25 protein-coding genes and 1 riboswitch are annotated in these 26327 nt (G+C 50.2%); of the genes, 13 read left to right on the plus strand and 12 right to left on the minus strand.

The genetic code is table 11. The features are described 5' to 3' along the window. Positions 1 to 10 precede the first annotated feature (10 nt). From ACKPBX_RS02775 to aroF, 6 genes are all read right to left on the minus strand, one after another. Positions 11 to 535, minus strand: a complete 525-nt coding sequence (locus tag ACKPBX_RS02775; RefSeq protein WP_140185176.1) for a transcription repressor NadR — start codon at positions 533 to 535, stop codon at positions 11 to 13. A 122-nt stretch (positions 536 to 657) separates the two neighbouring features. Continuing rightward, positions 658 to 1803, minus strand: a complete 1146-nt coding sequence (gene pheA / locus ACKPBX_RS02780; RefSeq protein WP_319995929.1) for a prephenate dehydratase — start codon at positions 1801 to 1803, stop codon at positions 658 to 660. Positions 1804 to 1823: 20 nt separating this feature from the next. Then, on the minus strand, positions 1824 to 2921 hold the full coding sequence (aroC, locus tag ACKPBX_RS02785) for a chorismate synthase (RefSeq protein WP_319995930.1): 1098 nt from the start codon (positions 2919 to 2921) through the stop codon (positions 1824 to 1826). Continuing rightward, on the minus strand, positions 2918 to 4213 hold the full coding sequence (gene aroA / locus ACKPBX_RS02790) for a 3-phosphoshikimate 1-carboxyvinyltransferase (RefSeq protein WP_319995931.1): 1296 nt from the start codon (positions 4211 to 4213) through the stop codon (positions 2918 to 2920). Before aroA ends, aroC begins: the two co-directional genes overlap by 4 nt. 59 nt (positions 4214 to 4272) lie before the next feature. Further along, positions 4273 to 5346: a 3-dehydroquinate synthase gene (gene aroB / locus ACKPBX_RS02795; RefSeq protein ID WP_086627349.1), complete on the minus strand. Its 1074-nt coding sequence runs from the start codon at positions 5344 to 5346 to the stop codon at positions 4273 to 4275. Between the two features lie 61 nt (positions 5347 to 5407). After that, positions 5408 to 6433, minus strand: a complete 1026-nt coding sequence (gene aroF, locus ACKPBX_RS02800; protein WP_319995932.1) for a 3-deoxy-7-phosphoheptulonate synthase — start codon at positions 6431 to 6433, stop codon at positions 5408 to 5410. A 455-nt stretch (positions 6434 to 6888) separates the two neighbouring features. On the opposite strand from aroF, the gene aroE reads away from it, so the two are divergent. The 6 genes from aroE to ACKPBX_RS02830 all read left to right on the plus strand — a co-directional run bounded on the left by aroE (position 6889) and on the right by ACKPBX_RS02830 (position 10659). Next, positions 6889 to 7698 (plus strand): shikimate dehydrogenase, encoded by an 810-nt coding sequence (aroE, locus tag ACKPBX_RS02805; protein WP_086627344.1) that lies wholly within the window; start codon positions 6889 to 6891, stop codon positions 7696 to 7698. A gap of 18 nt (positions 7699 to 7716) precedes the next feature. Then, complete coding sequence (locus ACKPBX_RS02810; protein ID WP_086627342.1) at positions 7717 to 8247, plus strand: shikimate kinase; 531 nt, start codon at positions 7717 to 7719, stop codon at positions 8245 to 8247. Further along, positions 8231 to 9091 carry a prephenate dehydrogenase gene (locus ACKPBX_RS02815; RefSeq protein ID WP_233436826.1) on the plus strand — a complete coding sequence of 287 codons (861 nt, stop codon included), beginning with the start codon at positions 8231 to 8233 and terminating at the stop codon, positions 9089 to 9091. Before ACKPBX_RS02810 ends, ACKPBX_RS02815 begins: the two co-directional genes overlap by 17 nt. A 160-nt stretch (positions 9092 to 9251) precedes the next feature. Next, entirely contained in the window at positions 9252 to 9962 is a 711-nt protein-coding gene (locus tag ACKPBX_RS02820) for a DUF2238 domain-containing protein (RefSeq protein WP_086627340.1), read from the plus strand. A gap of 9 nt (positions 9963 to 9971) precedes the next feature. Then, the gene (locus ACKPBX_RS02825; RefSeq protein ID WP_086627338.1) at positions 9972 to 10415 is read left to right on the plus strand and encodes a GNAT family N-acetyltransferase; all 444 of its coding nucleotides are present in this window, start codon (positions 9972 to 9974) and stop codon (positions 10413 to 10415) included. Between the two features lie 19 nt (positions 10416 to 10434). Next, positions 10435 to 10659 (plus strand): hypothetical protein, encoded by a 225-nt coding sequence (locus tag ACKPBX_RS02830; RefSeq protein WP_086627335.1) that lies wholly within the window; start codon positions 10435 to 10437, stop codon positions 10657 to 10659. An 88-nt stretch (positions 10660 to 10747) separates the two neighbouring features. Here the strand turns inward: ACKPBX_RS02830 and ACKPBX_RS02835 are convergent, their stop codons facing one another. From ACKPBX_RS02835 to ACKPBX_RS02860, 6 genes are all read right to left on the minus strand, one after another. Continuing rightward, positions 10748 to 11752, minus strand: a complete 1005-nt coding sequence (locus ACKPBX_RS02835; protein ID WP_319995933.1) for a PfkB family carbohydrate kinase — start codon at positions 11750 to 11752, stop codon at positions 10748 to 10750. Positions 11753 to 12232: 480 nt separating this feature from the next. After that, complete coding sequence (locus tag ACKPBX_RS02840; RefSeq protein WP_086627331.1) at positions 12233 to 13009, minus strand: IclR family transcriptional regulator; 777 nt, start codon at positions 13007 to 13009, stop codon at positions 12233 to 12235. Positions 13010 to 13143: 134 nt separating this feature from the next. Beyond that, positions 13144 to 13797: a YrrS family protein gene (locus tag ACKPBX_RS02845; protein ID WP_319995934.1), complete on the minus strand. Its 654-nt coding sequence runs from the start codon at positions 13795 to 13797 to the stop codon at positions 13144 to 13146. A gap of 120 nt (positions 13798 to 13917) precedes the next feature. Further along, positions 13918 to 14382, minus strand: coding sequence for a threonine/serine exporter family protein (locus ACKPBX_RS02850; protein WP_319995935.1), 465 nt, complete (start codon positions 14380 to 14382; stop codon positions 13918 to 13920). Then, complete coding sequence (locus ACKPBX_RS02855; RefSeq protein WP_319995936.1) at positions 14379 to 15164, minus strand: threonine/serine exporter family protein; 786 nt, start codon at positions 15162 to 15164, stop codon at positions 14379 to 14381. The genes ACKPBX_RS02850 and ACKPBX_RS02855 overlap by 4 nt, the downstream gene beginning before the upstream one ends. A gap of 81 nt (positions 15165 to 15245) precedes the next feature. Beyond that, entirely contained in the window at positions 15246 to 18488 is a 3243-nt protein-coding gene (locus ACKPBX_RS02860) for an SNF2-related protein (RefSeq protein WP_319995937.1), read from the minus strand. Positions 18489 to 18692: 204 nt separating this feature from the next. Between ACKPBX_RS02860 and ACKPBX_RS02865 the strand changes: the two genes are divergently transcribed. From ACKPBX_RS02865 to thiT, 7 genes are all read left to right on the plus strand, one after another. Next, positions 18693 to 19328, plus strand: coding sequence for a CBS domain-containing protein (locus ACKPBX_RS02865; protein WP_068561740.1), 636 nt, complete (start codon positions 18693 to 18695; stop codon positions 19326 to 19328). A gap of 15 nt (positions 19329 to 19343) precedes the next feature. Then, positions 19344 to 20171 carry a pyruvate, water dikinase regulatory protein gene (locus ACKPBX_RS02870; RefSeq protein WP_319996396.1) on the plus strand — a complete coding sequence of 276 codons (828 nt, stop codon included), beginning with the start codon at positions 19344 to 19346 and terminating at the stop codon, positions 20169 to 20171. Positions 20172 to 20195: 24 nt separating this feature from the next. Then, complete coding sequence (gene ppdK / locus ACKPBX_RS02875) at positions 20196 to 22865, plus strand: pyruvate, phosphate dikinase (RefSeq protein WP_319995938.1); 2670 nt, start codon at positions 20196 to 20198, stop codon at positions 22863 to 22865. Between the two features lie 350 nt (positions 22866 to 23215). Beyond that, positions 23216 to 23554, plus strand: coding sequence for a zinc ribbon domain-containing protein YjdM (locus ACKPBX_RS02880; protein ID WP_319996397.1), 339 nt, complete (start codon positions 23216 to 23218; stop codon positions 23552 to 23554). 636 nt (positions 23555 to 24190) lie between these two features. Next, positions 24191 to 24976: an NAD-dependent epimerase/dehydratase family protein gene (locus ACKPBX_RS02885; protein ID WP_319995939.1), complete on the plus strand. Its 786-nt coding sequence runs from the start codon at positions 24191 to 24193 to the stop codon at positions 24974 to 24976. 144 nt (positions 24977 to 25120) lie between these two features. Then, positions 25121 to 25438 (plus strand): hypothetical protein, encoded by a 318-nt coding sequence (locus ACKPBX_RS02890; protein WP_319995940.1) that lies wholly within the window; start codon positions 25121 to 25123, stop codon positions 25436 to 25438. A gap of 114 nt (positions 25439 to 25552) precedes the next feature. Then, positions 25553 to 25653: riboswitch (TPP riboswitch) on the plus strand. 56 nt (positions 25654 to 25709) lie between these two features. Beyond that, on the plus strand, positions 25710 to 26285 hold the full coding sequence (gene thiT / locus ACKPBX_RS02895) for an energy-coupled thiamine transporter ThiT (RefSeq protein ID WP_119093451.1): 576 nt from the start codon (positions 25710 to 25712) through the stop codon (positions 26283 to 26285). The last annotated feature ends 42 nt before the right edge of the window (positions 26286 to 26327 follow it).

A 26327-nucleotide genomic window follows, 5' to 3' on the forward strand; every position in this document is an offset into this window, starting at 1 on the left:
TCATGCGTTTTCAACCGGAATAGAGGATGCCTGCTTCCTGCAGTTCTTTTTTGATGCGCAGGAATGTATCTTCATCCTTGCAGGCAAGTGTATGCAGATGCACGCCACCTGTCAGCGAAGACAGCATCGCTGCTTCATTTGAAGCGATTTTTGACATGAAGTCGATGACATCATGGCGCGAACGGATATGCAGCTCCCCGGTCAAGGTGCCATAGACGGGATGCTCGACTTGGACATCCACGACCTCGCCGCCATTGTCCACGATGATGTTCAGTTCCGTCACTGTCTCGGCTCGCGTATGTTGGCAGGCAATTTTGCCTGTGAACAGACTCCCTTCGCCCTTGAATGCACTCGCGGAAAGATAGCCCCTTGGCGTTGCCAGAATTTCAATCCCTTTAGCGCGGATCAAGGCGATATCGCCCACGATGACCTGACGGCTGACCGACAACAATTCGGCCAGTTGGGTGGCGTTCACCGGCTGATCCGTGGCCTCCAATAATTTGATGATTTCATTTCGTCTCTCTGCTGCTTTCATAAAACTCACCCTTCCGTTACGCGTTCTCTTCCTAATAGTACCCATTTTTGCCCCGGACTGCAAGAATCGAAAGAACAAAAAGCCAGCAAAGTACCGCAGGAAGCGGTCATTGCTGGCTTTTCTTATTTGTTTTCGGTAGCGGCCTTATAGCAGCCCAGAAGTCTGAAGTAGACGCTGCTCCGGTGGATGAAGCGCAGGGCTTCATGGACGTTTTCGTCGGCGATGTTGCCTTCGAAATCCAGGTACAGCAGATATTCCCATTTCTCCCCTTCGACAGGGCGGGATTCGATTTTGATCAGGTTGATATGGTACCTCGCGAAATGACGCAGCAGCTTGAACAGCGTGCCGGCTTGATTGTCCAAAGAGAATACCACGCTGACTTTGTTGCAGCGCGGATTCGACTCGAGGTCTTTGCCGACGATGATGAAGCGGGTCGTATTTTCGCTCTGATTCTGGATGCTTTCCGCCAAAATCGAGAGGCCATGGATCTGGGCGGCCCTTCTGCTGGCGATGGCGCCTTTGTGGGCATCACCAGAGTCCTTCACCATTTTTGCGCTGTCGGATGTGCTGTGGAACGGAATCTGACGCCACTGCTCATGATTTTTGAAATAATCGGTGGATTGCTGGAAACCTTGCGGGTGCGAATAGACTTCCTCGATCTGATCCAGACCGGTCCCCTTCAGGCCGATCAGATGCTGCTCGATTTTGATGTATTGCTCGCCCACGATGGAAAGGCCGTATTTGTACAACAGATCAAGCACTTGAGAAATCGCACCAGTGGAAGAGTTTTCCACTGGCAGAACGCCGTAATCGATTTCCCCATTCTGGATACCAACGAACAACGATTCGAAGGTATGGTAGTTTTTCGGATCGCGGGGCGCTTCCTTGAAATAGGCCAACATCGCTTCTTCGCAGAACGAACCCGTTTCCCCAAAATAACCAATCTGAGCGGGCGGCTTCGGTTCGTGGATCGCAAAAATCTGCTCATAATCGTTCGAGGCTGCCCGGACATCCTTTTGGACTTCCTTCGAAAGATCCATAATCGTATCCAAGAAGTGATGGGTCTGCACCGCAAACTCTTCACTCTTCAGATTGGTAAGATTCTTTTCCACTACACGCTGCTCACGGCCTTCGTCAAAGATGGGCAAATCATGCACCAGCTTATAATTGCCGATGGCTTGGGAAATGTGCATCCGTTTTTCGAACAGAGCCACAAGCTCCTGATCAATGACATCCAACTCTTTGCGATAGTCTTCTAAATCCGTCATACTCGCCTTCCACTCCGTTCTCAGTCGTATTTATAGAATTTCGAATCCAACAGCAGATCCAGGATCGCGATTGCCGTCACGGCTTCCAATACAGGAATGGCGCGCGGTACGATGATCGGATCGTGTCTGCCCTCAACCGATAATTCCGCATCCGTCTTGTCTTCGATGTTGATGGTCTGCTGCAGCTTCGTGATGGAAGCTGGCGGCTTGATCGCCACTTTGTAGATGATCGGCATGCCGTCCGTGATGCCGCCCAAAATACCGCCGTTATGGTTCGTGCGGGTCTTGATCTGGTCGCCGTCATAATAATAGGAATCATTCGCTTCCGATCCAAGCATTTCTGCGATGCCGAAGCCGCTCCCGAACTCCAAACCTTTGATGGCAGGCACGGAGAAAAGAATATGCGCCAGAACGGACTCAACGGAATCAAAGAACGGATTGCCGACTCCTGCCGGGATGCCCAATACACATATTTCCGCAGTTCCACCGACGGAATCGCCGCTGGCTTTCGCTTCGCGGATCAGATTGCGCATTTCCTCTTCAAGCGACTCGTTCAACAACGGCAGTTCTTTACTGGCAAAGCTTTTCAGCATTTCCGGTGTGACTTCCGTGTTCAGGAAGCTGTCATCCTGGATTTTGGCTACGCTCTTGACGTGGCCGCCGATGGTGATGCCCTGCTTTTCAAGCAATTGCTTCGCGATTGCGCCCGCAAACACTAAAGGTGCCGTGATCCGGCCGGAGAAATGGCCGCTGCCGCGGTAATCATTGAAGCCGTCGTAACGGACATAGCCTGGGTAATCAGCCTGGCCTGGGCGCATCAATTTCTTCATCTGACCGTAGTCTTTGGAACGCGTATCGCTGTTGCGGATGATCGCCGCAAGCGGGCTGCCTGTCGTCATGTCGTTGAAGTAACCGCTCAAGATCTCAGGTTGATCTTTTTCTTTCCTCGGCGTCGTCAAAGCCCCTTGACCTGGCGCTCTCCGCTTCATTTCCTCAAGAACTTGATCCATATCGATCTTATGGCCTGGCGGCAGACCGTCGATGGTGACGCCGATTGCGGAACCATGTGATTCTCCGAAGATGGATACCTTTAATTTATTCCCAAATACACCGCTCATTGTATCTTGCCCCCTATTGCTTTATAGTCTTCCCAAAAATTCGGATACGATTTCGAAACGCACTCAGCATCCGTGACCGTGATCGGCTGTTCGCAGACTGTCGCAGCGATCGCCAGCATCATGGCGATGCGGTGGTCCTTGTAGCTCCAGACCGTCTCTCCGCCCTTTAGCGATTTGACGCCGTGGATCAGCAGGCCTTCAGGCAATTCTTCGATGTCAGCGCCCAGTTTCTTCAATTCGCTGGCCGTCGCTTGCAGACGATCGCATTCTTTGATGCGCAGTCTGCCGGCGTTGATGATTTCTGTTCTGCCTTCGCTCAGGCAAGCCGTCAAAGCGACAACCGGAATGATGTCCGGGCATTGCGCCGCGTCGATCAGTGTGCCGTGCAGCCCGGCTGTTGCCGTGCCGATCAAGCCGTTGCCCTGCTGTTCAAAAGTGACGCCCATGGCTTCCAGAATGGAGACGACAGCGCGGTCACCCTGCAGCGAATCCATCGAGAGGTCGTCCACCAACAAGTCATTCCCCAATGCGTCTGCGCAAAGGAAGAAAGCCGATTGGGAATAATCCCCTTCGACGCGGTAATCCGTCGCTTTGTAGGACTGTCCGCCCTTGATCCGGAAGAGTTGATGGCCTTCATTTTCGATGGTGACACAGAAAGCGCTCATGACATCCAGCGTCAAATCGATATAGCCGATCGATTCAAGCGGCGTTATGATCGTGATGACCGAATCTCCGTCCAACAACGGCAAAGTGAACAAAAGGCCCGTGATGAATTGCGAGCTGACATTTCCAGGAAATGAGAAATGACCCGGTTTCAGGTTCCCATCCACTACCAAATCAAGTTCGCCTTCAGTCGGTTTGTAGGAGATGCCTTGTTCCTCGAAAATATCGTAGAAGATGGTCAAAGGACGTTTGCCCAGATTCCCTCTGCCGATGAAGCGGCTCGCGCCTTGGAAAAGCGTCGAAATCGGAACGACAAAACGCAAAGTTGAACCGGATTCATTGCAGTCGATCAGGTGCTCAGCGGTCGTTGCGTTTTCATCAGCCTTTGCTGCTGTAACGTATTGGCCCGCGCCAGTGATCGTCAAAGTGCTGCCATCCTGCTCGATGACTGCTCCGAATGCCTTCATGGCCTCCGTAGTTGCGATGATGTCATCCGAAAGCGCGATATTGTCGATTTTGCAGATGCCGTCGGAAAGCGCCGCACAGATGACTGCACGGTGCGCCAAACTCTTTGAAGGCGGGACAGTCACTGTTCCCGATAGCTTATGTGGCTGTATCGTCAAATCCATTTTTATCCTCCTGTTTGTTGCTTCGATTTTGTTTCTTCTGTTTCTTCTATAGTATAGCTCTACATGTTCTCCAGATCGTCAAAGAAGGCGATGGTTTCATCCTGAACGTAGCTGTTGCCTATTTCCTTCAACAGGATGACTTTCAGATGGTCGTCCAAATTCTTTTTGTCCAACGTCATGATCGCCAACAAGCTGTCCAAATCAATTTCTTCCATATGCAGTTCCGTAGGCAAGCCGACTTGTTTCGCCAATGCTTCGATCGCCGCGGCCGTCCCGGGTTGCGTGAAACCTTTTTTCTCGGAAAGGCGCGTGATGGCGACCATCCCGATGGCCACCGCTTCACCGTGCGAATATTTCGCATAATTGGTATAGGTCTCCAAAGCGTGCGCGATCGTGTGGCCAAAGTTCAGCAGCATTCTTTCGCCGGTGTCCTTTTCGTCCTCTTCCACGACTCTGCGCTTGATGTCGCAGCACGTGTAGAGGATTTTTTCGATGTGCGCCATCATCTCTTCGCGGGTATGCAGCGTCTGCAGGAAACTGAAGAATTCGGCGTCCTTGATGCAGCCGTATTTGATGACTTCCCCGAGACCGTCGCGGAAAAAGTGGTCCGACAACGTGTTCAGCATTTCCGGATCGATGAACACTTTCTTCGGTTGATTGAAAGCCCCGACCAGATTCTTCCCCCTTGCCAGATCCACGCCGACCTTGCCGCCGATGCTGCTGTCCACTTGAGCCAACAAGGAAGTCGGGATTTGGATGAATGGCACTCCGCGCAGGAAACTGGCAGCCGCAAAGCCTGCGAGATCCCCGATGACGCCTCCACCCAAGGCAATGATCAATTCACTGCGGTTCAGTTGGAAATCCAACAATTGTTCATAGATCAGCGGCAGCATCTGGAAATCTTTCGTCTGCTCGCCTGGCGGCAAGGCTACGACAAGCGTCTCATATCCCGCTGCCTGCAGGCCAACATCCAACTGGGAACCGTAGTGCGCGTTGACGTTATGGTCCGTGATAATGGCAATCTTCTTGCCGCTGTAGATTTTTTTGATTTCTTCCGGAAGACGGTGGCGCAAACCATTTTCAATCAGGATCGTGTAGCTGTCTTTGCCGAGTCCTACATGTAATTCAGCCATTATTTCACTCCTTATTCAGATCTCATTCAGATTTCGTTTTTTATCAAGGAAAGTTCTTCCTTTATTTTACCGCATCCAAATGCTTTCCTTCAATGGCAATCAATTGTTTTACGACAGCCATCAACTCGTCGAACTCATTCGGGTTCAGGCACTGTTGGCCATCGCTCCATGCGTTCTCAGGATCGTGGTGGATTTCGACCATCAGACCGTTCGCGCCTGACATGACTGCGGATTTGGACATGGATGGCACCAGGTAAGCAGAACCGCCGGCATGACTTGGATCGATGATGATCGGCAAGTGGGATAATTTTTGGATGACCGGAACCGCTTGGATATCCAAAGTATTGCGTGTTTCCGTTTCGAATGTGCGGATTCCACGTTCGCAAAGGATGACGTTTTCGTTCCCTTCGGACATGATGTATTCAGCAGACATCAACCATTCTTCGTAAGTTGCGGACAGACCGCGCTTCAACAGGACTGGTGTCTTGGTTTTGCCGACTTCCTTCAACAGATCGAAATTCTGCATGTTGCGGGCGCCGATTTGGATCATATCCACATCCGCCTCGAACTCATCAACGAATTTCGTGGACATCAATTCGGTTACGATCGGCAAGCCAGTCGCTTCCTTCGCCAATTTCAACAAACGCAAGCCTTCCAATTCCAAACCTTGGAAGCTGTATGGGGATGTGCGCGGTTTGAAAGCTCCACCGCGGAGGAAGTTAGCCCCTGCTGCTTTTGCGCGTTGTGCGATGCTGACGATCTGTTCTTCGCCTTCAACGGAACAAGGACCTGCGATCACGCCGAAGTAGCCGTTACCGATGCGTTGGCCGTCGATTTCGACAACCGTATCGTCCGGATGGAATTTGCGGTTGGCTTTTTTGTAGGGCTCCTGAACTTTCAATACGCGCTCTACGATGTGATGTTGCTGAATAGTGTCCATCGATACTTTCGAAGTATCCCCTACCAAGCCCAAAATAGTCATTGTTTCGCCGATTACCGGGCTCACGATGACCCCTTTATCCGTTAAGCGTTTTGTCAGTTCGTTGATTTCCTCTACTTTAGCCGTTTTCTTCAAAATGATGATCATGTCTTGTTCCTCCTAGTGTTTTTTTGCTTTTAAAAAAATAAAAAGCGGTGCCCATGTTATATGAGCACCGCCTTAAGCTTCGTTATCCAAAAATGCTGTTGCCTGACGATCCGTCCTGCAACCTATTTCTCGCATCCCCTGATGTTTCTCATATTCGCTCTATGCAATTTTTTCCAAACAAAATATCCAGCGCTAAAATAGAAGCCCCAGAATGTAAAGTATGTAAAGTAAAAGTTTGTTTGTAAAAGATTGATAGCATGCGTGGAACCCATCGGATGACCTCTTCTCTTGTGTATCATTTAATCAGCTGAACTCATAATGAAAACGTCTGATTTCAATTATTATAACAAACACTCTAATCATTGCAATAGTTTTTTTAATTTTTTTTTAATTTAATCTGGGTATTGAAATTTACATGGCAATAATCTACAATTTCCTAAAAGGAGTGAAACTTGATGCAATTTTTCGGCTTATTCGGCGAACATCTGAGCCACAGTTATTCAGAAAGAATCCATTCGACTTTTTTCGATCTGATCGGAATGAATGCCGGTTATAAACATATTGAGATACCCCCAGACGAGCTGGCAGCGGCGATCGAAGGGATCCGCGTGCTTCGGTTTGTCGGCGTCAACGTGACGATTCCCTATAAACAGACGGTGATGCCTTACTTGGACGAAATCACACCGGAAGCCACGCGCATCGGTGCAGTCAACACAATCAAGGTGAAAGACGGCAAGCTCTACGGTGCCAACACCGACTATTACGGATTCGGCACCATGTTGGCTTCGCACGGCATCGCAGTCGAAAACCAGACGGCAATGGTCTTGGGTTTCGGCGGATCCGCCAAGGCGGTCCTTCTATATTTACTGGATAATGGCATCAATAACATTATCATCGTTTCACGAAAAAAAGGCGCTCTTACTGATATTCCGGACGATCCGCGCATCTCCTTGATGAGTTATGATGACATAGCGGACATCTCAGGCGATCTGATCATCAACACGACGCCGCTTGGCATGTTCCCTGACAACATCGGCATCAGCGCGGTACCGGTCGAAGTGATCCGTCATTTCAGTGCGGCAGTGGATCTGATCTACAACCCGCAGGAAACGGAATTCCTCCGTTTGGCAAAAACAGCCGGTCTGAAGATCTGCAACGGATTGGAAATGTTGGTGCATCAAGGCATCAAATCCCAGGAAATCTGGCTGGAACGGCCTTTCGAGCTTACATTGAACCAAGAAATCTATGATAAAATAACATCATAACGGGAATAGGTGAAGGATTTGGGAAAAAATATCATCCTAATTGGACTGCCTGGCGCAGGCAAGACGACTTTAGGGAAATTATTGAGCAATATAATCGGTTACCGTTTCATCGATTCGGATGCCTTCATTGAGGAGAAGACCGGCAAAAGCATCACCGACCTCTTCCAAATCGGAGAGGACTATTTCCGCAACATCGAGTCGGATGCCTATAAGGAAATTGCCGAGTTCGAAGATACTATTGTCAGCACGGGCGGCGGTGTCGTCAAGCGCAACGAAAATATCGTGGTCTTGAAACAGAGCGGCACAATCTACTACATCGACCGGGCAGTCGAAGATATCACGCATGATATCGAAGTTTCCCATCGTCCGCTGCTGAAGGATGGTTTGGAAAGGATCTATGCGCTGAAGTCCGAGCGCGAGACCCTCTATCAGGACGCTGCGGATTTCGTCGTCAAGAACGATAAACCCTTGGAAGAGCTTGCCGCTGAAATCATCGCGCACCACATTGGAGCAGGAAAGGAAGGCGACGCACATGACAATCCTCAATAAGGAGCTGAACATCACGATCGTCGGACTGGGCGTGATCGGCGGGTCTTTCGCGATGGCCCTTCACGATGCCGGGTACCGCAATCTTTACGGCATCGACATCGACCAGGCGACTCTGGACAAAGCCAAAGCGCAACAGCTCATCAAGGAGGGCTATCAGGATGGAAAGGACATCCTTCCGCAATCCGATTTGGTGATCTTTTCGCTCTATCCCCGTCTGGTGCATGATTTCATCGTCACCCATAAGCAGCATTTCAAGCCGGGCTCGATTCTGACGGATGCGACGGGTGTCAAAAAGTTCTTCATCGAGGATATCCTGTCGGTTTTGCCTGCCTCGATTGATTTTGTCTTCGGTCATCCGATGGCCGGACGCGAGAAAAAAGGCATCGATTTCGCCAGCAGTTCCGTCTACAAAAATGCGAATTACATCCTCACGCCGCTCCCTTCCAACAAAGAGGAGAATCTTGCTTTCATGGAAGATTTGATCATGGAGATGGGCTTCGGGAGGATCACGCGCATTTCTGCCGATTACCATGACGAAATGATCGCTTTCACCAGCCAGTTGCCGCACGCGATCGCCGTCGCTTTGGTCAACAGTGATGTCGAAGGCCGCGAAACGGAGAAATTCACCGGTGACAGTTACCGTGAGTTGACCCGGATCGCCAAGATCAACGAGGACCTGTGGAGCGAACTTTTCCTGGAGAACAAAGAGTATTTGCTGAAGAGCATCCAGACGTTCGAGGATCAGCTCGACCTGATCAAGGCAGCCATCAAGAACGACGACAGTATTGCGTTAAAACAGCTTTTCATCAAGTCCACCAAGCGACGGGAAAAGTTCGACAGATAAGCGCCCGTATTTATTTTGGATCGCCGCAAAAAAGGATGCCATAACGGTATCCTTTTTTCGCGGCATAAAGAGGCCTGACAAGTTGCGAATCCCGCTGAAGTCGACTAAAATGAGAGTAGATGATATATGCGCTGAACAAATGAAAGAAGGCTGAAGAACCATGCGTGAAACGCTGAAAAAATTCAGTTACGCTGTTATCCTGTTCATCTTTGCGAGCTTCATCCTGATCACCGGCTATGAATTTGTGCGGTTCGTCCAAACGAGAGGCACTGAGAAGCAAGCTGAGCATTTCCTGAGGCTTGTTCAAGTTGGCTTCGGACTGGTTGCCTTGCTCTTCCCTTCGCTCCTGAAGCAACATACGCGCATCCTCTTGCCTCAAAGAATCACCTTTATCTATGCTGTGTTTCTCTATTTGGCTCTCTTGTTGGGCAGTCTTGGCGGTTTCTATGACACGGTTGCCGAATGGGATACTATCCAACATGCCTTGAGTTCTGCTCTGTTCGGAGTGCTCGGATTTTCCGTCATCGCCAATCTGCAGGAGGGAGGCGTCCAAAGATTGAACCTGACACCGGTTTTGTCTTCGCTTTTTTCTTTCTGTCTGGCAACTACAATCGGTGTGCTCTGGGAATTTTATGAGTTTTTCGCCGACAGCATCATGGGACAGAACACGCAACGGACCATGACGATCGAGGGCGTCCCACTGATCGGCCAGGCGGCTTTATTGGATACGATGGGTGACCTGATTGTGAACTGCACCGCAGCAGCGATCGTTGCTATCCTGGGCTACTTCGCCTTGAAGAGCAGCGGTAATTGGCTTGAAGCCTATCTCATCACCTTCGATACGGAGACCAAAAATAACGAAACGGACTAGGAGCAAAAAATGATCACTATACGTAACCTTTCACAAGACAATATCGAGGCCGCGCTTGCGTTGAGCGTCGATGATTGGCAACGCAAATATGTTCGAACGAATGCGGAAATGATCGCGTTGGCTTATGTCCAACCGCAAGAATTGTTCCCTGTCGCCCTTTATGCTGAAGAAGCACTGGTCGGCTTGGCGTTCGTCAAAAAAGAGCAGAAGACAGCGATCATGACGCTGGAACAGATCATGATCGGCCAACCCTTCCAATCCAAAAGTTTCGGTTCCGAAAGCGTAAGGGAAATTGCGAAATGGATCGAGACCCAATTCGACTGCACGCTGCTGCAGGCATCCATCCAGATCGGCAACCAATGGGGACGGGAAACGCTCGAAAACGCCGGCTTCATGAAGCGCAGCACCGATCTCGAAAAGCGCGAAATCGAAATGATCTACATCACAAAATAATGAAAAGTGAGGAAACAATATGAAACCTGGACAATACGAAGCATACATCAAATGGCGCGACAACATGGTCGATCTTTCGGAGGATCTCGATGAGGACGAAGCGGCGCACACGCTAATCTGGGATGCCACCGATCCGGAAGCCCGCGACGATTTCAACCTGTTGTTGGCTTTCATGACGCTCGACCAAGTGAGTCAAAATGAAATGAAACAGTTGGAGAAGCAATACGACAGCGAATTCATCTGATTATTAAATCTATATCACGGCGCAGCCGCCAAAAAAGGCAAGCATTCGGTTTTTTACCGAACGTTTGCCTTTTTGATATGCATATTTTTTATCGTTTGATCGCTCCGGACTCGGAATTCATGAAATCTTCCACTTCTTCGGCGGAAAACTGGTTACAGTCGCCATGGATTGTGTGTTTCATGCTGGATGCGGCAATCGCGAAATCGACCGTATGCTCTGCCGTATACCCGGACAGGATGCCATGCAGGATCCCGGCGGCATAAGCATCCCCGCCGCCGACCCGGTCAACGATCGGTGTGATTGTGTGCACGTTCGAGAAGGTCGTCTCCCCGTTGCGCCACATCGTCCCTTGGAGCACATTGTGGCTGGCGGAATGCACCTGACGGATTGTTGAATAGAAGACTTCGATGTTCGGATATTTTTCCGCCATCTTCTCGTAATAATAGGTCACGTCTTCCTGCTCGCTTGTATTTTCCGGAATCCCCATCAAATACAAAGCATCCAATTTACCAGCAGAAAGATAGTCGGTCAACGGCAAGACTTGCTGCAGGAAAGCCCCGCATTCGGCCTGCGTCCAAAGTTTGGCGCGGTAGTTGATATCGAAACTGACTTTGATCCCGCGTCTTTTCGCTTCCCGCACCAACTCGACCGACCATGAAGCCCACTCTTTGGTTAGTGCAGCAGTGACGCCGGAAATATGGAACAGGTTCACGTCCTCGAACAATTCATCGAAATCCCACTCCAAGGCTTCCATGCTTGAGAAACTTGAATGGGCACGGTCATAGACAACGGAAGCCGCACGTTCCCCAACACCGCTTTCCAAATAGTAGGTGCCCAGGCGTTCTCCGCCTTTTCTAAGCAAGGCTGTACAAATTCCGTAGCTCTTCAGATGTTTGCGGACCGCAACACCAAGCGGATTGGCCGGCACTTTGCTTGCGTAAGCCACTGCATGGCCAAAATTCGCCAGACTGATGCCGACATTCGCTTCCCCGCCGCCGTAATGCCCGGTGAAATTTGTGGAATAGGTCATCAATGTTCCTGGATCTGTAGATAGGCGCAACATGATTTCGCCCAATGTCAAAATTTTACTCATCTTCTCGCACGCTCCCGATTATATTAATGGATTTTTTTCTGAACGCGGTTATATTCCTCTTGCTGGTATGTCATAACCGCCCTGAAATGCATGATGTGAAACTCGATTGATTTCCAAATAGGAAATATGGTTTTCTTTTAGGAAATGCTTTGGTTTCATTATACGGTTTCCTTTTGCTTATTTCAACACCTAAGTGATCGAAATTCTCTTTTATTGACGTTTGGACAATCGTCTGTCACTTAACATTCTCAATTCCCAGAGATTTAGGGCTTCGGAACATAGGGATATGAATTACCGCACAAAAATAACCCGCCAAAATGCTTTTGGCGGGGAGAAAAAGTTCAAATCACAGAAAAAACCCGCCGAAACCACCTTGGCGGGGAAAAACGTCCATGGACAACACGAGATTCCCCGCCAAACCCATTTTGGCGGGGAGATCCGGTCAAATCAGAACGCGCAAACTCGAACCAGAATACCAAATCAACTAATAAACGTGTTCGTCCTACTCAATTCGGCCAATAAATTTTTTTTCGTTTCCAGCACCTTTTCAATCGTCTTCTCGCGTTCGAAACGGTACTTCGGCGTGCTGACGCTGAATGCGCCATAGATTTTGTTGTCGATCACGAGCGCTGCCCCAATGCAGATGACATCCAGGTCGTTCTCTTCGTCATCGGTAGCAAAACCCGACTCTTTGACTCTTTTCACTTCTTCCTTCAGAACATCACGATCCGTTATGGTGTTCGGTGTATCCGCGACCAGTTCGACCCGCTCCAGATACGCTGCCAACTCTTCGTCGCTGAAGGCGGCCAGCATCGCCTTGCCCATCGCGGAACTGTAGAGATGGTTGGTGTTGCCTATGCGGGAATTGATGTTGGCGATCGCTTTCTGGGTCTCCAATTTATTGACGTAGAGGACCTCATCCTTGTCCAGGATGCCCAAATGGACCGTTTCGTCCAGGCCCGCCTGCAGATTCCGCAGGTACGGATCGGTGATTTTGATGATGTCGAGATTCGCCAGCCGGTTGTTCGCATAGCGGATCAGCGCACTGCCCAAGGTAAACCGCTTCGTCTGCTCATCCTTCTCGACATATCCGATCAAAAGCAGCGTATCCAGGATCTTCAGTGCCGTTGGGCTGGACAGACCGGTGCTGGCTGCGATTGCGGCCAGACTCTGGGCTTCCTTGCAATTGGACAAATGATCGATGATTTTTGCGGCTTTCAGCAGGACCGTTCCGTAAGGTTTTTTCTCTTCTTCCATTTTTGACACCCCTCAACTGTTTCCTATTTAGAAATAGTTTACCCCAAAACCAGTATTCCGTACAGAACCATTTCCAAATAAGCAACGCAAAAAAGCGCCCTATCAAAGAGCGCCTTGTGGTGTTGATCAGTTGATCAGTTATTCGGTATCTCGTTCAGTTCTTCCACAAGCGTGACTTGCCAGCCTTCGCCGTCGATCCAGTTGAGCTGGACGCGTGCAATCTTCTCTTTCTGTGTATCGGAGACTGTGGCGGTCACTTGTTGATCGCCGGCGTTTCCGATCCACCATTCGATCATGTTATCGGCGCTGATGCCGGTCACGGCAGAGATGGCTTGCTTGATTTCATTGCGGTCGGCGGAGCCGTCGCTGTAATCCGTGACATGTTCCCCGGTTTGGGTCGTGCCGATCGGTTCCCAGTCACCGGTATAGGCCGTGCTCACATTGTCATCGGTTGATGGAACTTTCTCCGTCTCGGTGTCTTTGTCTTTATCTTTATCGTTCTCTTCTTCCGAATCTTCCTCGGCGCTGTCTTTCTCTACGTCCGAAGATTTTTTAGTTGAAGAAGACTTTTCGCTGGAGTCATCCGATTCGGTGATGATCATGCTTTGTGAGTTTGTTTGATTACCTGCCGCGATGGATGGTTCTTCATCATTCCCGTAAAAAATATTATAAAGGAGCACGAGCCCCAAAAATGCGGCTGCGATGATGCCCAATATAACGAGCAGGTTATTGCGTTTATGATTTCGGTGTAAATCTTGTCTGGTCGGTTTTTGATTGTTCTCGGACATGCAGGAGCCCCCTTCTGAATGATACAAGTTTAGCATATTTCCGAGACGGCTGCGTTAAATCCAGTTTACAACTTTGTGTCACGGAAAACCATGCACTCGATTGCCCGCGCCTCGCAAACACTAATTGGCGGGGCTATTCTTTTCCTTTGAAGCCTTGATTCTGGCCATGAGCCCGAAGAGACTGTCCACAATGAAGATCGCAAGTGCGATAGCGCCCGATATCTGCAGCGTCAGGACCAGATGCTGCTGCGCGACTGCATATTCTTTGTTGATGAAGGAATAGACCGATTGATAAACGCCGGCTCCAGGAACCAGGGCGATGAAGGCCGGGATGAAATAGATCGTCACCGGCGTCTTCAGATGACGCGCGAACAGGTGCGCGATCCAAGCGATGAACAGGCTGGCCAGAAAAGTGGCCCCAACGATGTCCAAAAAAGACAACCCGCCAAGGTAAACACCCCAGCCCAAAGCCCCTCCCAACGCGCCATACCGCAATGTCCGTTTCGGCGCTTCCAAAGTGATGGCAATGAAGTAGACAGCAACAAAAGCGACGACCATTTCCACAACGATGCTAAGCAAATTCATCGGATCACCTCCCCTCCGACGACCAAGCCGGCACCGATGCCGATCGCAATGAATATCGCGATCACAAAGGCCTCCAATATTTTTGCAGCTCCCGACATGTAATCCCCGCGGAAAGTGTCACGGATGCCGTTCGTCAATACCGTCCCCGGCAACAGCGGCATGATGGCACTGATGATGATGGTATCCGGTTGGATTGCAAAGGATAATGACTCGAACAAAATCGCTGTCAATACTGCAATCACAAAACTGGACACCATATTTTGGATAAACGGGCGGATTTTCCATTTGGCAGCGATGTGCAGAACAAATGAAACTGCGGCGCTTACCGGGAGCATCGCGAAGAAGTCATAAAATGTACCGCCCATCAAAAAGATGAACAATTGGATAAAGCCGATCAGAGCAAAGCTTTTCTGACGCCTGCTGTATTGGATTTCGTCGATGTTCTGCAGCGCATCGTAAGCCTCTTGGATCGTCAATCTGTCTTCGACGAAATTCCGCGAAACGGCATTGACACGGGACACCCTGTTCAGGTTCGTCGTGCGTTCGGTAATCCGTTTGACGACCGTAATCGCATGCATATTCGGACTGTCGAGCGTAGCCACCAGCCCGGTGGTCAAAGCCAACGCTTCGGTCATCTGCAGCCCTGTCTTCTTCAAGATGCGTGTCACCGTATCCTCGACACGGTACGTTTCCGCGTTGCTTTCAAGCATGATTTGTCCGGCCAGGACCGCTGTATCCATGTATAATTCAAAATCCATTTCCGGATTAGGTGTATCCGTCATCCAAATCCCCCTTCCTTCTCAAAACATTATTGGCTTGTGCGCAGCCTGCGAGCAGCCCACGCCGATTCATTATAGCAAGATCTATATTTCCAGCAGCTGCATCAATTCTTCCTTCGACAAGGAGGTGACCGATTGGCCGCCAGCCTGGATGACGGAATCGATCATTTCGCGTTTTTTCGCCTGCAATTCATTGATCCGTTCCTCAATTGTACCGGTCGCGATCAGGCGAACGACCTGCACGACCTTTTTCTGGCCGAAACGGTGCACGCGGTCGGTCGCCTGGCTCTCGACCGCAGGGTTCCACCAGGAATCATAAAGGATGACGGTATCCCCTCCAGTCAAGTTAAGGCCGGTCCCGCCAGCCTTCAGGGAAATCAGGAAAAGATCCTTTTCGCCTTCGTTGAAGCGGGTCGTCAAAGTCAGCCGGTCCTGATTCGGCGTCTGGCCATCGAGATAGAAATAGGCTTCGCTCGTTTCATCCAGTTTCTCGCGGATGATTGCCAGCATTTGCGTGAACTGGGAGAACAACACGACGCGTCTGCCGTTCTCTTTGGCTTCCGCCAAATATTCCATCAGCCTGTCCAATTTCCCGGAACCGCCTGTGTAGTCGGCCATGACCAAAGCCGGATCGCAACAGATTTGGCGCAGGCGTGTCAGGCCCGCCAAGATTTTGATCCGGTTCTCGTTCAGCGTATCCGCATCCAGCATCTCTTTCGTTTCCTGGCGCATCAACTGCAGCTGCGACAAGTAGACGGTCTTTTGTTTTTCGGTCATTTCGATGTAGGAAATCGATTCGATTTTCGGCGGCAGATCCTTCAGCACATCAGCTTTCAGTCTGCGCAGGATGAACGGTTTGACTTTCTTGGCAATCTGCGCCGGATCCATCTGTTTGAAGTCCTTTTTCGTCCCGAACAGTCCGGGCTGCGCGATGCTGAAAATGGTGTAGAGTTCGGACAACGCGTTTTCGACAGGCGTCCCACTCAAAGCGATTTTGTTGTTGGCGTTCAGCGCGGAAGCCGCTTTTGTCGTCTTCGCTGTGGCGTTTTTGACGCTCTGGGCTTCATCGAGGATGACGGTACGGAAAGCCAGCCCCTCATAAAGATCCTCATCGCGCTGAAGCAAGGGATAGGAGGTGATCCATACCGGAATATTTTCTGCGATTGCAGTTGCGATCGTGTCCCTTCTTTCGCTCTTCATGCCGGTGATGAGCCGGGTTTTGATGCCTGGCGCGAACTGTTGGAATTCCTTTTGCCAATTGTAGAGCACACTGGAAGGGCAGATGACCAAATAAGGTTTGGTGTCGCCTTTCCCGAGCGAGCCGGCGATGAAGCTGATGACTTGCAGCGTTTTGCCGAGCCCCATGTCGTCCGCAAGGATGCCGCCGAAGCCGTAGTGATCGAGCCCCTTTAGCCATTTGTATCCTGTTTCCTGATACGGGCGCAAAGTCGCTGTCAAATCCTCAGACAGTTCGAAGTCGATTTTTTCGGGCCTCTCCATCCGATTGATGAGCGTCATGAAATCCTCATCCTGGTGGACGACCCCCGCATTGGTATCCACACCGAACGCCTTATAGAGCGGCAGTGACATCTCTTTTTTCAGATCCTTCAAAGGTACGTCCAGCTGCACGACCGCATCGGTCAGCTCCTTGATTTCCTTTTGGCGCAAATTAACGATTTTCCCGTTTGATAGGCGGTGATAGTTTTTGTTCTGGGCGATCTGCCTGACCATCTGTTTCAGGTCCTCCACATTGATTTCATCGGTGCTGAACGTCACATCCAAAAGACGTGACTGGCTGTTGACTTCGATGGCGACTTTCGGCGGCCTGCTGGGTTGGTAAAGCAGGTTCTCAACGGCTGCTGTCGTGAATATTCCGCAGTGCGGAGCTAGTTTTTCCAGGCCTTCGTAAAGGAACGACATGATGTCGTCCAGGGCATCCAGATAGAGCAATCCATCAAACTTTAACGCATTATTTGCACAATCGCTGAACGTTTGGATCATGATGCTTTCGGCAATCCGATCCCTGATGACCGTATCCGGAGTCAAATCTTTATGGGCCAAGCCTTCTTTTGCGGCATCAATCTTTATTTCCCCGTAATTGAGAAACAATTCCATGATCAGCTTTTCCTGTTTCCAGTCCAGATAAAGTTCCGCCTTCAATGGGAAGCGTTGGTAGGTCGATTGCACGGATTCCGCTAGCGAGATGGTCACAAGCTTCTGCAAAGCCGGCACAGCTATCGCCAAGAAATCACCCGCGGAGTCCGGTGCGATATGCAAGCCTTCATGCCCGGATTGTGAAATGGCTGTATAGATACTGTTTAAACGGTCCTTCATGCTTTCGGTCAAAAAGTAGAAATTTCCGTCAATCAGGAAGATGTCCGCCTGGTTGAAAAAAATATTCTCGGATGAAACTTCCGTTGTTTCTTCAAAGAGAAGCCCTCCCTTCGGCAATTCACTCAGCGCGAAACTGATCGGAAGCTGATCAAAATCCTGCACCAGTTGTTCCGGCAACAACGCTCTCCCTTGGGTCTGGTAGGGATTTGTTTTGATGAAAACAAGCGGACAATTCGCCAGCTTTTCCAATAATTTCTTCACCATGCTCGCCGGAATTGTGATTTCTTTGCGATCCTCGCTCGATCGATAGTCGCGAGCGGATGTGGCCGAAGCATCGATGATTTGCTTCAAAAGAAGAAAAATTGCACGGTCTTCCGCTGATAATTCATGTTTGTCCGGCGAAAAAGTGAATTTTTTCCCGAACGGAAGCTCTTTCCCAACCAACATACATTTGATCACATAGTCGCAATCCTTCACCAGATAAAACTGCCCGGCGCCTACCCGCATCTTCAGGCTGTAGTGTTGGCCATAGCGCAGGTCGGACATGACCATCGTATATTCCACTTGGATCGGCACCCTGTCGAACAGGTTGTTCTCCTCAAGCAATTCGAATTGAAGCACGTCCAGCAAACGTTTCGTCTGTTCGACATCGTAGCTGCTGGACTTATTGGCTATAGCTGTTGGTTTACTCGCGGTTTTTCGTTCCTTCCTGTAGTCCGAAGAAGAATTGAGGATCGCCAAAAGGAAGGCCACAACATGTTTGCAAGGCCCCGGATAGCTTTCGAAGGCCGGGCAGGAACAATAGTAATCATCGATTTCTGCATATTCATCCAGATAAACCTCTACTTCGTATTTTTTTGTCCCTTTGATATCTGCGTAAAAGGCATTTTCAGCACTGTTGGCTGTGTATTGCCGCAGTGCCCCGCTTTCAAACAATTGCATCCCTTTCTGGAAGGTCGTGTTGCTGTATGTCATATCCTTTATTTCTTGCATATTGTATCCCACTGAAACCATTCTCGGTCCACATCCTCGCTCGCTTAGTCTTTATAAGTTTACCATAGACCGGTGTTGATCAAGCTACAAAAATAGCTCCTGATACTTTTCTGCGAAAAAAGATGTCACTCTGTGTTGACAATGTGTTAAATGTGACATACTATATATCCATTAGCACATCACATTAAGAATTGAGGTGTAAAAATGGAACTCACTGACAGGCAAAAACAGATCATCGAAATCGTCAAGAAACAACAGCCGATTTCCGGTGAAAAGATTGCCTCCATACTAGGATTTGCACGGGCGACGCTACGGCCCGACTTTTCGCTGCTGACAATGAGCGGCATCCTACAGGCCAAACCGAAAGTCGGTTATCTGATCAACGAGGAGCACACCAACTCCGTGCTGGTCGAACAGATCGCTAAACAAAAAGTCGAAAAAGTGATGGCAATTTCGGTCAACCTCACCAAAGAAACGAGCATCCAGGACGCCATCATCCAGCTTTTCCTTGAGGATTGCGGTTCCCTTTATGTCACCGACAACCGTGAAATACTGGGGATCGTTTCCCGCAAGGATCTGCTCAAAAGCGCTCTGGGCGACTCCAATCTGAATGCCATCCCGGTCGGAATGGTGATGACGAAGATGCCGAATCTTTATACCGTCTTCAGCGACACGCTCGTTGTCGATGCCACGAAACTGCTCGTCACCCATCGCGTCGACAGTTTACCAGTGCTTTCCCGTTCCGTGTATGAAGAAACCGGAAAAAAAGAGGTCATCGGAAAATTTTCGAAATCGACCGCCAGCAGATTGTTGCTTGATATATTCAACAAAGACCTTTAGGAGGAAAGTGTGCAAATGGAGCTTAATGCGATTTACTTAGTATCCGATTCCATCGGTGAGACAGCCGATGTGGTGATCCGTTCCGCCCTCTACCAATTCGAGACGGAAAATTACCAACTGAAGAAATATTCCTATGTGCAGACGACCGAGGAGATCGACGAAATCTGCGCAAAAGCGGCCGAAGATGAGAAGGCGATGATCTTCTACACCTTCGTTAAAAAGGAAATGGCTGATTACATGAAAGAGCGGATCGAACAAGCCAGCCTGATCGGTGTCGACATCTACAGTCCGATCCTTACCGGTTTGGGGCAACTGTTCCAGCTTCCGGCCAAAGAAAAACCGGGCATGAACCGCCAGCTTAACGAGGACTATTTCAACCGCGTCGAAGCCATCGAATTTTCCGTCAAATATGACGATGGACGCGATCCGCGCGGCATCGAAAAAGCGGATATCGTGCTGATTGGTGTATCCCGCACCTCCAAGACGCCGCTATCGATCTATCTGGCTAACAAGAACGTGAAAGTCGCGAACATCCCGCTCTTCCCGGAATCGAAACCACCAAAAGAAATCTTCACGATTGCGCCGGAGCGGATCATCGGTCTCGTGAATTCACCGAAAAAGCTCAATGAAGTCCGCAAAGAGCGCCTGAAAACGTTGGGACTGCCGCCCTCCGCCAGCTACGCCGGCATGGAACGCATCCTGGAGGAACTCGAATACGCAGACCAGATCATGAAACAGATCGGCTGCGAAGTCATCGATGTTTCGAGCAAAGCGATCGAAGAAACTGCCGACCACATCCTGCACTACATGGATGTCATGAATATCAGCCGCAAGCAACTATAGACCACTCACAAGGAGGAAAAGTATATGACGAAGCAATGGGTTTACCGTTTTTCAGAAGGAAAGAAAGAACAGAAGATGTTGTTGGGAGGCAAAGGCGCCAACCTCGCCGAGATGACTAATCTCGGCCTGCCCATCCCTCCAGGATTCACGATCACGACGGAATCCTGCATCCATTATTTCGACGAAGGACGGACACTTTGGACTGCGATCCAACAGCAGATCGACTCCGCCCTCATCGATCTGGAAAACGCGGTCGGGAAATCTTTCCATGACCCTGCCAACCCGTTGCTTGTGTCGGTCCGTTCCGGTGCCGCCTTCTCGATGCCCGGCATGATGGACACAATCCTGAATTTGGGGTTGAACGATGCTTCAGTCGCAGGTCTGGCTGAACAGACGCAGAACCCGACTTTCGCTTTCGACAGCTACCGTCGTTTCATCCAGATGTTCGCCGATGTCGTGAAATCCGTTCCGCGCATCCATTTCGAATCAATCCTGGATACAATCAAAAATGAGAACGGTTACCAGTTCGACAACCAATTGACTCTGGAAGACCTAACCCAGTTGATCGCGCAATACAAGGTCGTCTACCAACGCGAAACCGGCGAAACTTTCCCGCAGGAACCGTTGGATCAATTGCACCAAGCCGTCCAAGCCGTCTTCTCTTCATGGAACAATGAGAGGGCTATCCTTTACCGCGAAATCCACAACATTTCGCATAACCTCGGCACAGCCGTCACTATCCAAAGCATGGTATTCGGAAACCGCGGCAACGATTCCGGCACCGGCGTGGCCTTCACGCGCAACCCGGCGACCGGCGAGAAAAAACTGTTCGGCGAATTCCTGATGAATGCGCAAGGCGAAGATGTCGTGGCCGGTATCCGCACCCCTTTGAACATCGACACACTGGAGGAAGTGATGCCAGCCGTCTATAACGAATTCAAGGCCATCGCCGAAAAACTGGAGGACCACTACGCCGATATGCAGGACATCGAGTTCACGATCGAAAAAGGCAAACTGTACCTGTTGCAGACACGCAACGGGAAACGGACAGCAGCTGCAGCCGTCGCAGTGGCCGTCGATTTGGCCGATGAAGGCCTGATCACGAAAGAAGAAGCCGTGATGCGCATCGAAACCGGCCAGTTGGACAAATTGCTCCACCCTACTTTCGACACGAAAGCACTTGAGGAAGCTGCAATATTGGCGACCGGACTCGGCGCTTCGCCAGGAGCGGCTTCCGGACATATCTACTTCTCCACTGCTGATGCCGAAGCGGCCCAAAAGGACGGCCTGCCAGTCATCCTCGTCCGCCGCGAAACGTCCCCTGAAGATTTGGCCGGCATGATGAGTTCGGAAGGCATCCTGACGGCGCGCGGCGGCATGACTTCTCACGCGGCAGTCGTTGCCCGCGGTTTGGGCAAATGCTGTGTCGCAGGCTGCACGGCAGCGGTAATCGACGAAGAAAACAAAACCGTCGTCATCGATGCTGTCACCCTGCACCAAGGCGACTTACTGTCGATCGACGGCGCAACCGGAAGAGTCTACGCCGGCAACATCGCCAAGCAGAACCCGACTTTGGGAGGCAAATTCAGCATCTTCATGGAATGGGTAAATGAAATGAAAGTGCTGCAGGTCAAAGCCAATGCGGACTCCCCGACCGACGTCAAACAGGCATTGTCCTTGGGTGCGGAAGGCGTCGGCCTGTGCCGGACTGAGCACATGTTCTTCCATAAGGACCGGATACCGGTTGTCCGCCAAATGATCCTTTCCCAAACGTTGGACGAACGAAAAAAATACTTGGCTGAGCTGTTGGGAATGCAGCGCCAGGATTTCCAGGAAATGTTCGCCTTGCTGCAGGATCGCCCGATGACCGTCCGCTTGTTGGACCCGCCGTTGCATGAATTCCTGCCGACAGCGCTGGCTGACAAAGTAGCGCTGGCTGAAGCCATGGGAGGCACTTTGGCTGGTTTGGAGGCGCACATCGATTCCTTGCATGAAGTCAATCCGATGCTTGGCCATCGCGGCTGCCGTTTGGCCGTCACTTACCCGGAAATCTACAGGATGCAGGCGCGCGCCATCATCGAAGGCGCCATCGCCGCTTCCGAAGAAACCGGCAGCACGATCACACCGGAAATTATGATTCCGTTGGTCTGCGATGTCGACGAACTGCGCTACGTCAAAGCGGAAATCGTTGCGGAGATTGAGGAAGTCCTCTCCGAAAAAGCTGCGACCATCCCTTATCTGATCGGGACCATGATCGAGATCCCGCGCGCGGCCGTCACTTCCGACGAAATCGCAATGGAGGCCGACTTCTTCAGCTTCGGCACGAACGACATGACGCAGATGGGCTTCGGCTTCTCGCGCGATGACGCCGGCAAGTTCCTGCAGGAGTACGAAGACAAAGGCTTGCTGAAGCCGAATCCGTTCCACTCATTGGATGTCAAAGGCATCGGCAAACTCGTCAAATTGTCCGCTAAATTAGGCCGCGAAACCAACCCCGGCTTGGTGTTAGGCGTCTGCGGCGAACACGGCGGCGATCCGGAATCCATCGCCTTCTTCTCAAGCATCGGCTTGGATTACGTTTCCTGCTCGCCTTACCGTGTGCCGATCGCCCGCTTGGCTTCCGCGCAAGTAGCGATCAAAGAAAACAGAGCCAAAATGTCAGTAGAGAAAAATGCTGTGTTGAGCAGCATCTAATCGAAAAGGCCCGGATCGAAGTCATCGACGATCTGGGCCATTTTTGAATGTCATGCTGCGACCGCGCTCTGGTTGTCCGATTCTTCCCGGTTATCGGACAATCTACTTTGCGACCATGTCCTGGTTGTCCGATTCTTTTCGGTTATCGGACAACCTCAGCCTACAACACATACGGAGCCTTCCGGAGCCGTTATCTTTCTTCTTATTGGTTATTATTCTTATATTGTCCAGATTCTATTGTCAACAAGGCGAAAATGTGGCAGTATATAAGCATCTTCCGCCTGTGAAAAAGGCCGGAAATGAAAAGTCAGAAGACAACTAATCAAAACAACGGAGGAATAAAAATCATGATGGAATTACCTAATTGCCCGAAATGCGGCTCCACTTACACTTACGAAGACGGTGCGATGCTGGTCTGCCCCGAATGCGCGCACGAATGGAGCGCGGATGCTGCTGAGGCAGCAAATGAAGATCAATTGATCGTCAAGGACGCGAACGGCAACCTGTTGCAGGACGGCGACACTGTTACGGTCATCAAGGACCTGAAAGTCAAAGGCAGCTCAAGTGCCTTGAAAGTCGGAACAAAAGTCAAAGGCATCCGCTTGGTTGAAGGCGACCACAACATCGACTGCAAAATCGACGGCTTTGGCGCTATGAAGCTGAAATCCGAGTTCGTCAAAAAAGCATAATCCCGATTCGAAAAAACTGGCGAGGCACCCGAAAGGGAACCTCGCCAGTTTTTCTATTTTCACATTTGATCGGGTGATACGTTACCATTCTATCCGGCCTCACGCCTTTCATCTGTACGATGGCTGTCACCCCTGACAGCTAGGAGATATGCGTCGGATCACCGTTCCTTTCCGTTGTGTCTTGTTTTGAGAAAGTTTGATAATGATCACCCCCGTTTTAATGCTCATGTTCAGGATGATAAGCCCCGCTGATCCCAGTCAGGACCAACAAAAAAACACATGCGGAAGCACGTGCTCTGTCGGGCAAAAGAATGAATGGGAAAATTGTTGCACAACAGATCCGCACTGACCTTGAGAAGCGCGCATTTGCATATTCAACAAGTCCATCCGACTCACCCCTTCGTTTTCGATTGAAAAGTATCTTGCCCTTGCCTATCATCTTACCCCTATTATACTAAGTTAGTTCCCCGGGCTTAATTAATTTACCCATTCCTTACAGAAATATAACATTCCCCTTTTGACTGAGTAATCACCGTTTTTGTAAGGGCTATCCTTTGACATTTTACGGCGGCTTGCATACAGTTAAAGCAAAGTCACTCACTATTGTAACTGCACAGAAACAAGGGGGTACCGATAATGACGACGATAATGATCACCGGCGCAAGCGGTAATATAGGAAGAGTTTTGGTGGATCACCTGAAGAAGAGCTACGAACTGACCTTGGTGGATGTCCATTTCCATGACGTCGAGCCGGCCCTTTTGGAGGGTACCATCGTCAAAGAATTGGACCTCACTGTCGTCGGCAACTGGGATGGCCTGCTCGAAGGGATCGATTACGTCATCCATCTGGCCGGAAACCCTTCACCCGATGCCGTTTTCGACGATGCGCTGATCGGGTTGAACTACAAGATGCCCTACTACCTGTTCAAGGAATCATCCAAGTACGAGAACTTTGTCAAGCGCATCATCTTCGCCAGCTCTATCCATGCTGTCAGCGCCTACCCGAAAAATGTGCAGGTTCCGGTCGATGCACCGGTCCGCCCCGGCGACCTTTACGGCGTTTCGAAAGTCTATCTGGAGGGTTTGGCCAGCCATTTCGCCTTTACCAAAGGCCAGGAATCGATCGGCATCCGCATCGGCAACTTCAATGAAAATATCGACGACCCGATCACCGATGAAGCAGGTTTGTCCGAATACCTGTCTCCAAGGGATTTTTGCCACTTGGTCGACTGCGCCCTGAAAGCGAAGCTTGTTGAGCCATTCTTGTTGGTGAACGGACTTTCCGACAATCGTTTCCCGCGCCTGGACATCTCACAGGCGCGCACCGCCATCGGTTATCGGCCGACAGATGATGCCTTTGTGCTGAAGGGTTTCTTTAAGGATGATAACGGCGATCCCGTTGAACTATCCGAAGAGCATTGAGCCGTCGATTTATGAACAATTTTCCGTTTTTGCACGGTTTCGCCTGCATCCGCCTCCAATAGCTATTGAAGAGCCATAAACGAACTGATATGATGTTCTTTGGAGACAAAAGATGTTTCAGATAGACGGAAGGATGTACAACAAATGGCGAAAAAGAACAAAGGCAATCAGATCCAGCGCAAAAATGTGACCCCAACAATACCGGAACTGCATAAAAATAAACAAGCAGCGGCAAAGAAAAATCTGCCGGTGGATGAAGATCCAACATTGCAAAATTCCTTTACTTACACGATGTACGGTATGCTTATAGGCGCTTCAATCGGCTACTTCGCGGGCAACCTGACGATCGGCTTCGGTATCGGCACAATAATCGGTGGCCTAATCGATTCCTACCTGAATACCCAGAAGAAAAAGAAACGCGAAGCCATCCTGAAGGCACAGGCAGAAAAAGAACTGAAATAGGTAGTTTTGCACAAAAGATTGTTCAGGCCGCCGTTTTTTCGGACGTGCCTTTGTGCAGCGTGAATCTTGCATAACGAAATAAACTGTAGTAAAGTTAGCTGTAACTAAATAAACCGTTTCACAAAGGGGTGCCTTCATGGCTGAGATTGAACTTAGATTCTGACCCTTCGAACCTGTTCGTTAGCACGAGCGTAGGGATTGTGATTGAGAATTGAAATTCATTCTCCTCCTTTGTTGATGGTGTATTATGCCCAAAAAGGAGGAGTTTTTTATGTCAAAAAATCTGAACATCTGGATTGAAGGGACCATCATCGCGGCTTTAGCGACAGTGTTGTCTTTGATCCCTTTCAATATCGGCCCTAGTTTTTCCGTAACGGTAGGAGCGCCGGTCATGATTCTTTATTGCCTGCGCCGCGGTCTGGTTCCCGGTTTCTTCGCCAGTTTCCTGTGGGGTGTGCTGCACATCCTGATCGGGACTGCATACATCCTGACACCGCTGCAAGGATTCATCGAATACTTCATCGCCTTCGGTTTCACCGGTTTGGCCGGCCTGTTCACGCCTAAAGTCCAACAAGCAATCGCTGATCAAAACCAAAAGTCATTGGTGTGGCAAGTCATTTTGGGCACCATCGTCGGCACGGTCGGCCGCTACTTCTGGCACACAATCGCCGGCTACTATTTCTGGGGATCCTACGCCCCTGAAGGCTGGAGCGCATGGTTCTACTCGATTACGCTGAACGGCGCCAGCGCATTGGCGACCGGCGCATTCACGATTATGGTACTGGCCGTCATCGCGAGGACCAACCCGCAATTGTTCGTACCGAAAAAATCGGCGCGCGGGTACTGAGCGGCTGCCGACCAATTAGTTATTAACGGGGTGCGTCGGCTG

Source organism: Trichococcus shcherbakoviae (assembly GCF_963666195.1).
GTDB lineage: Bacteria > Bacillota > Bacilli > Lactobacillales > Aerococcaceae > Trichococcus > Trichococcus shcherbakoviae.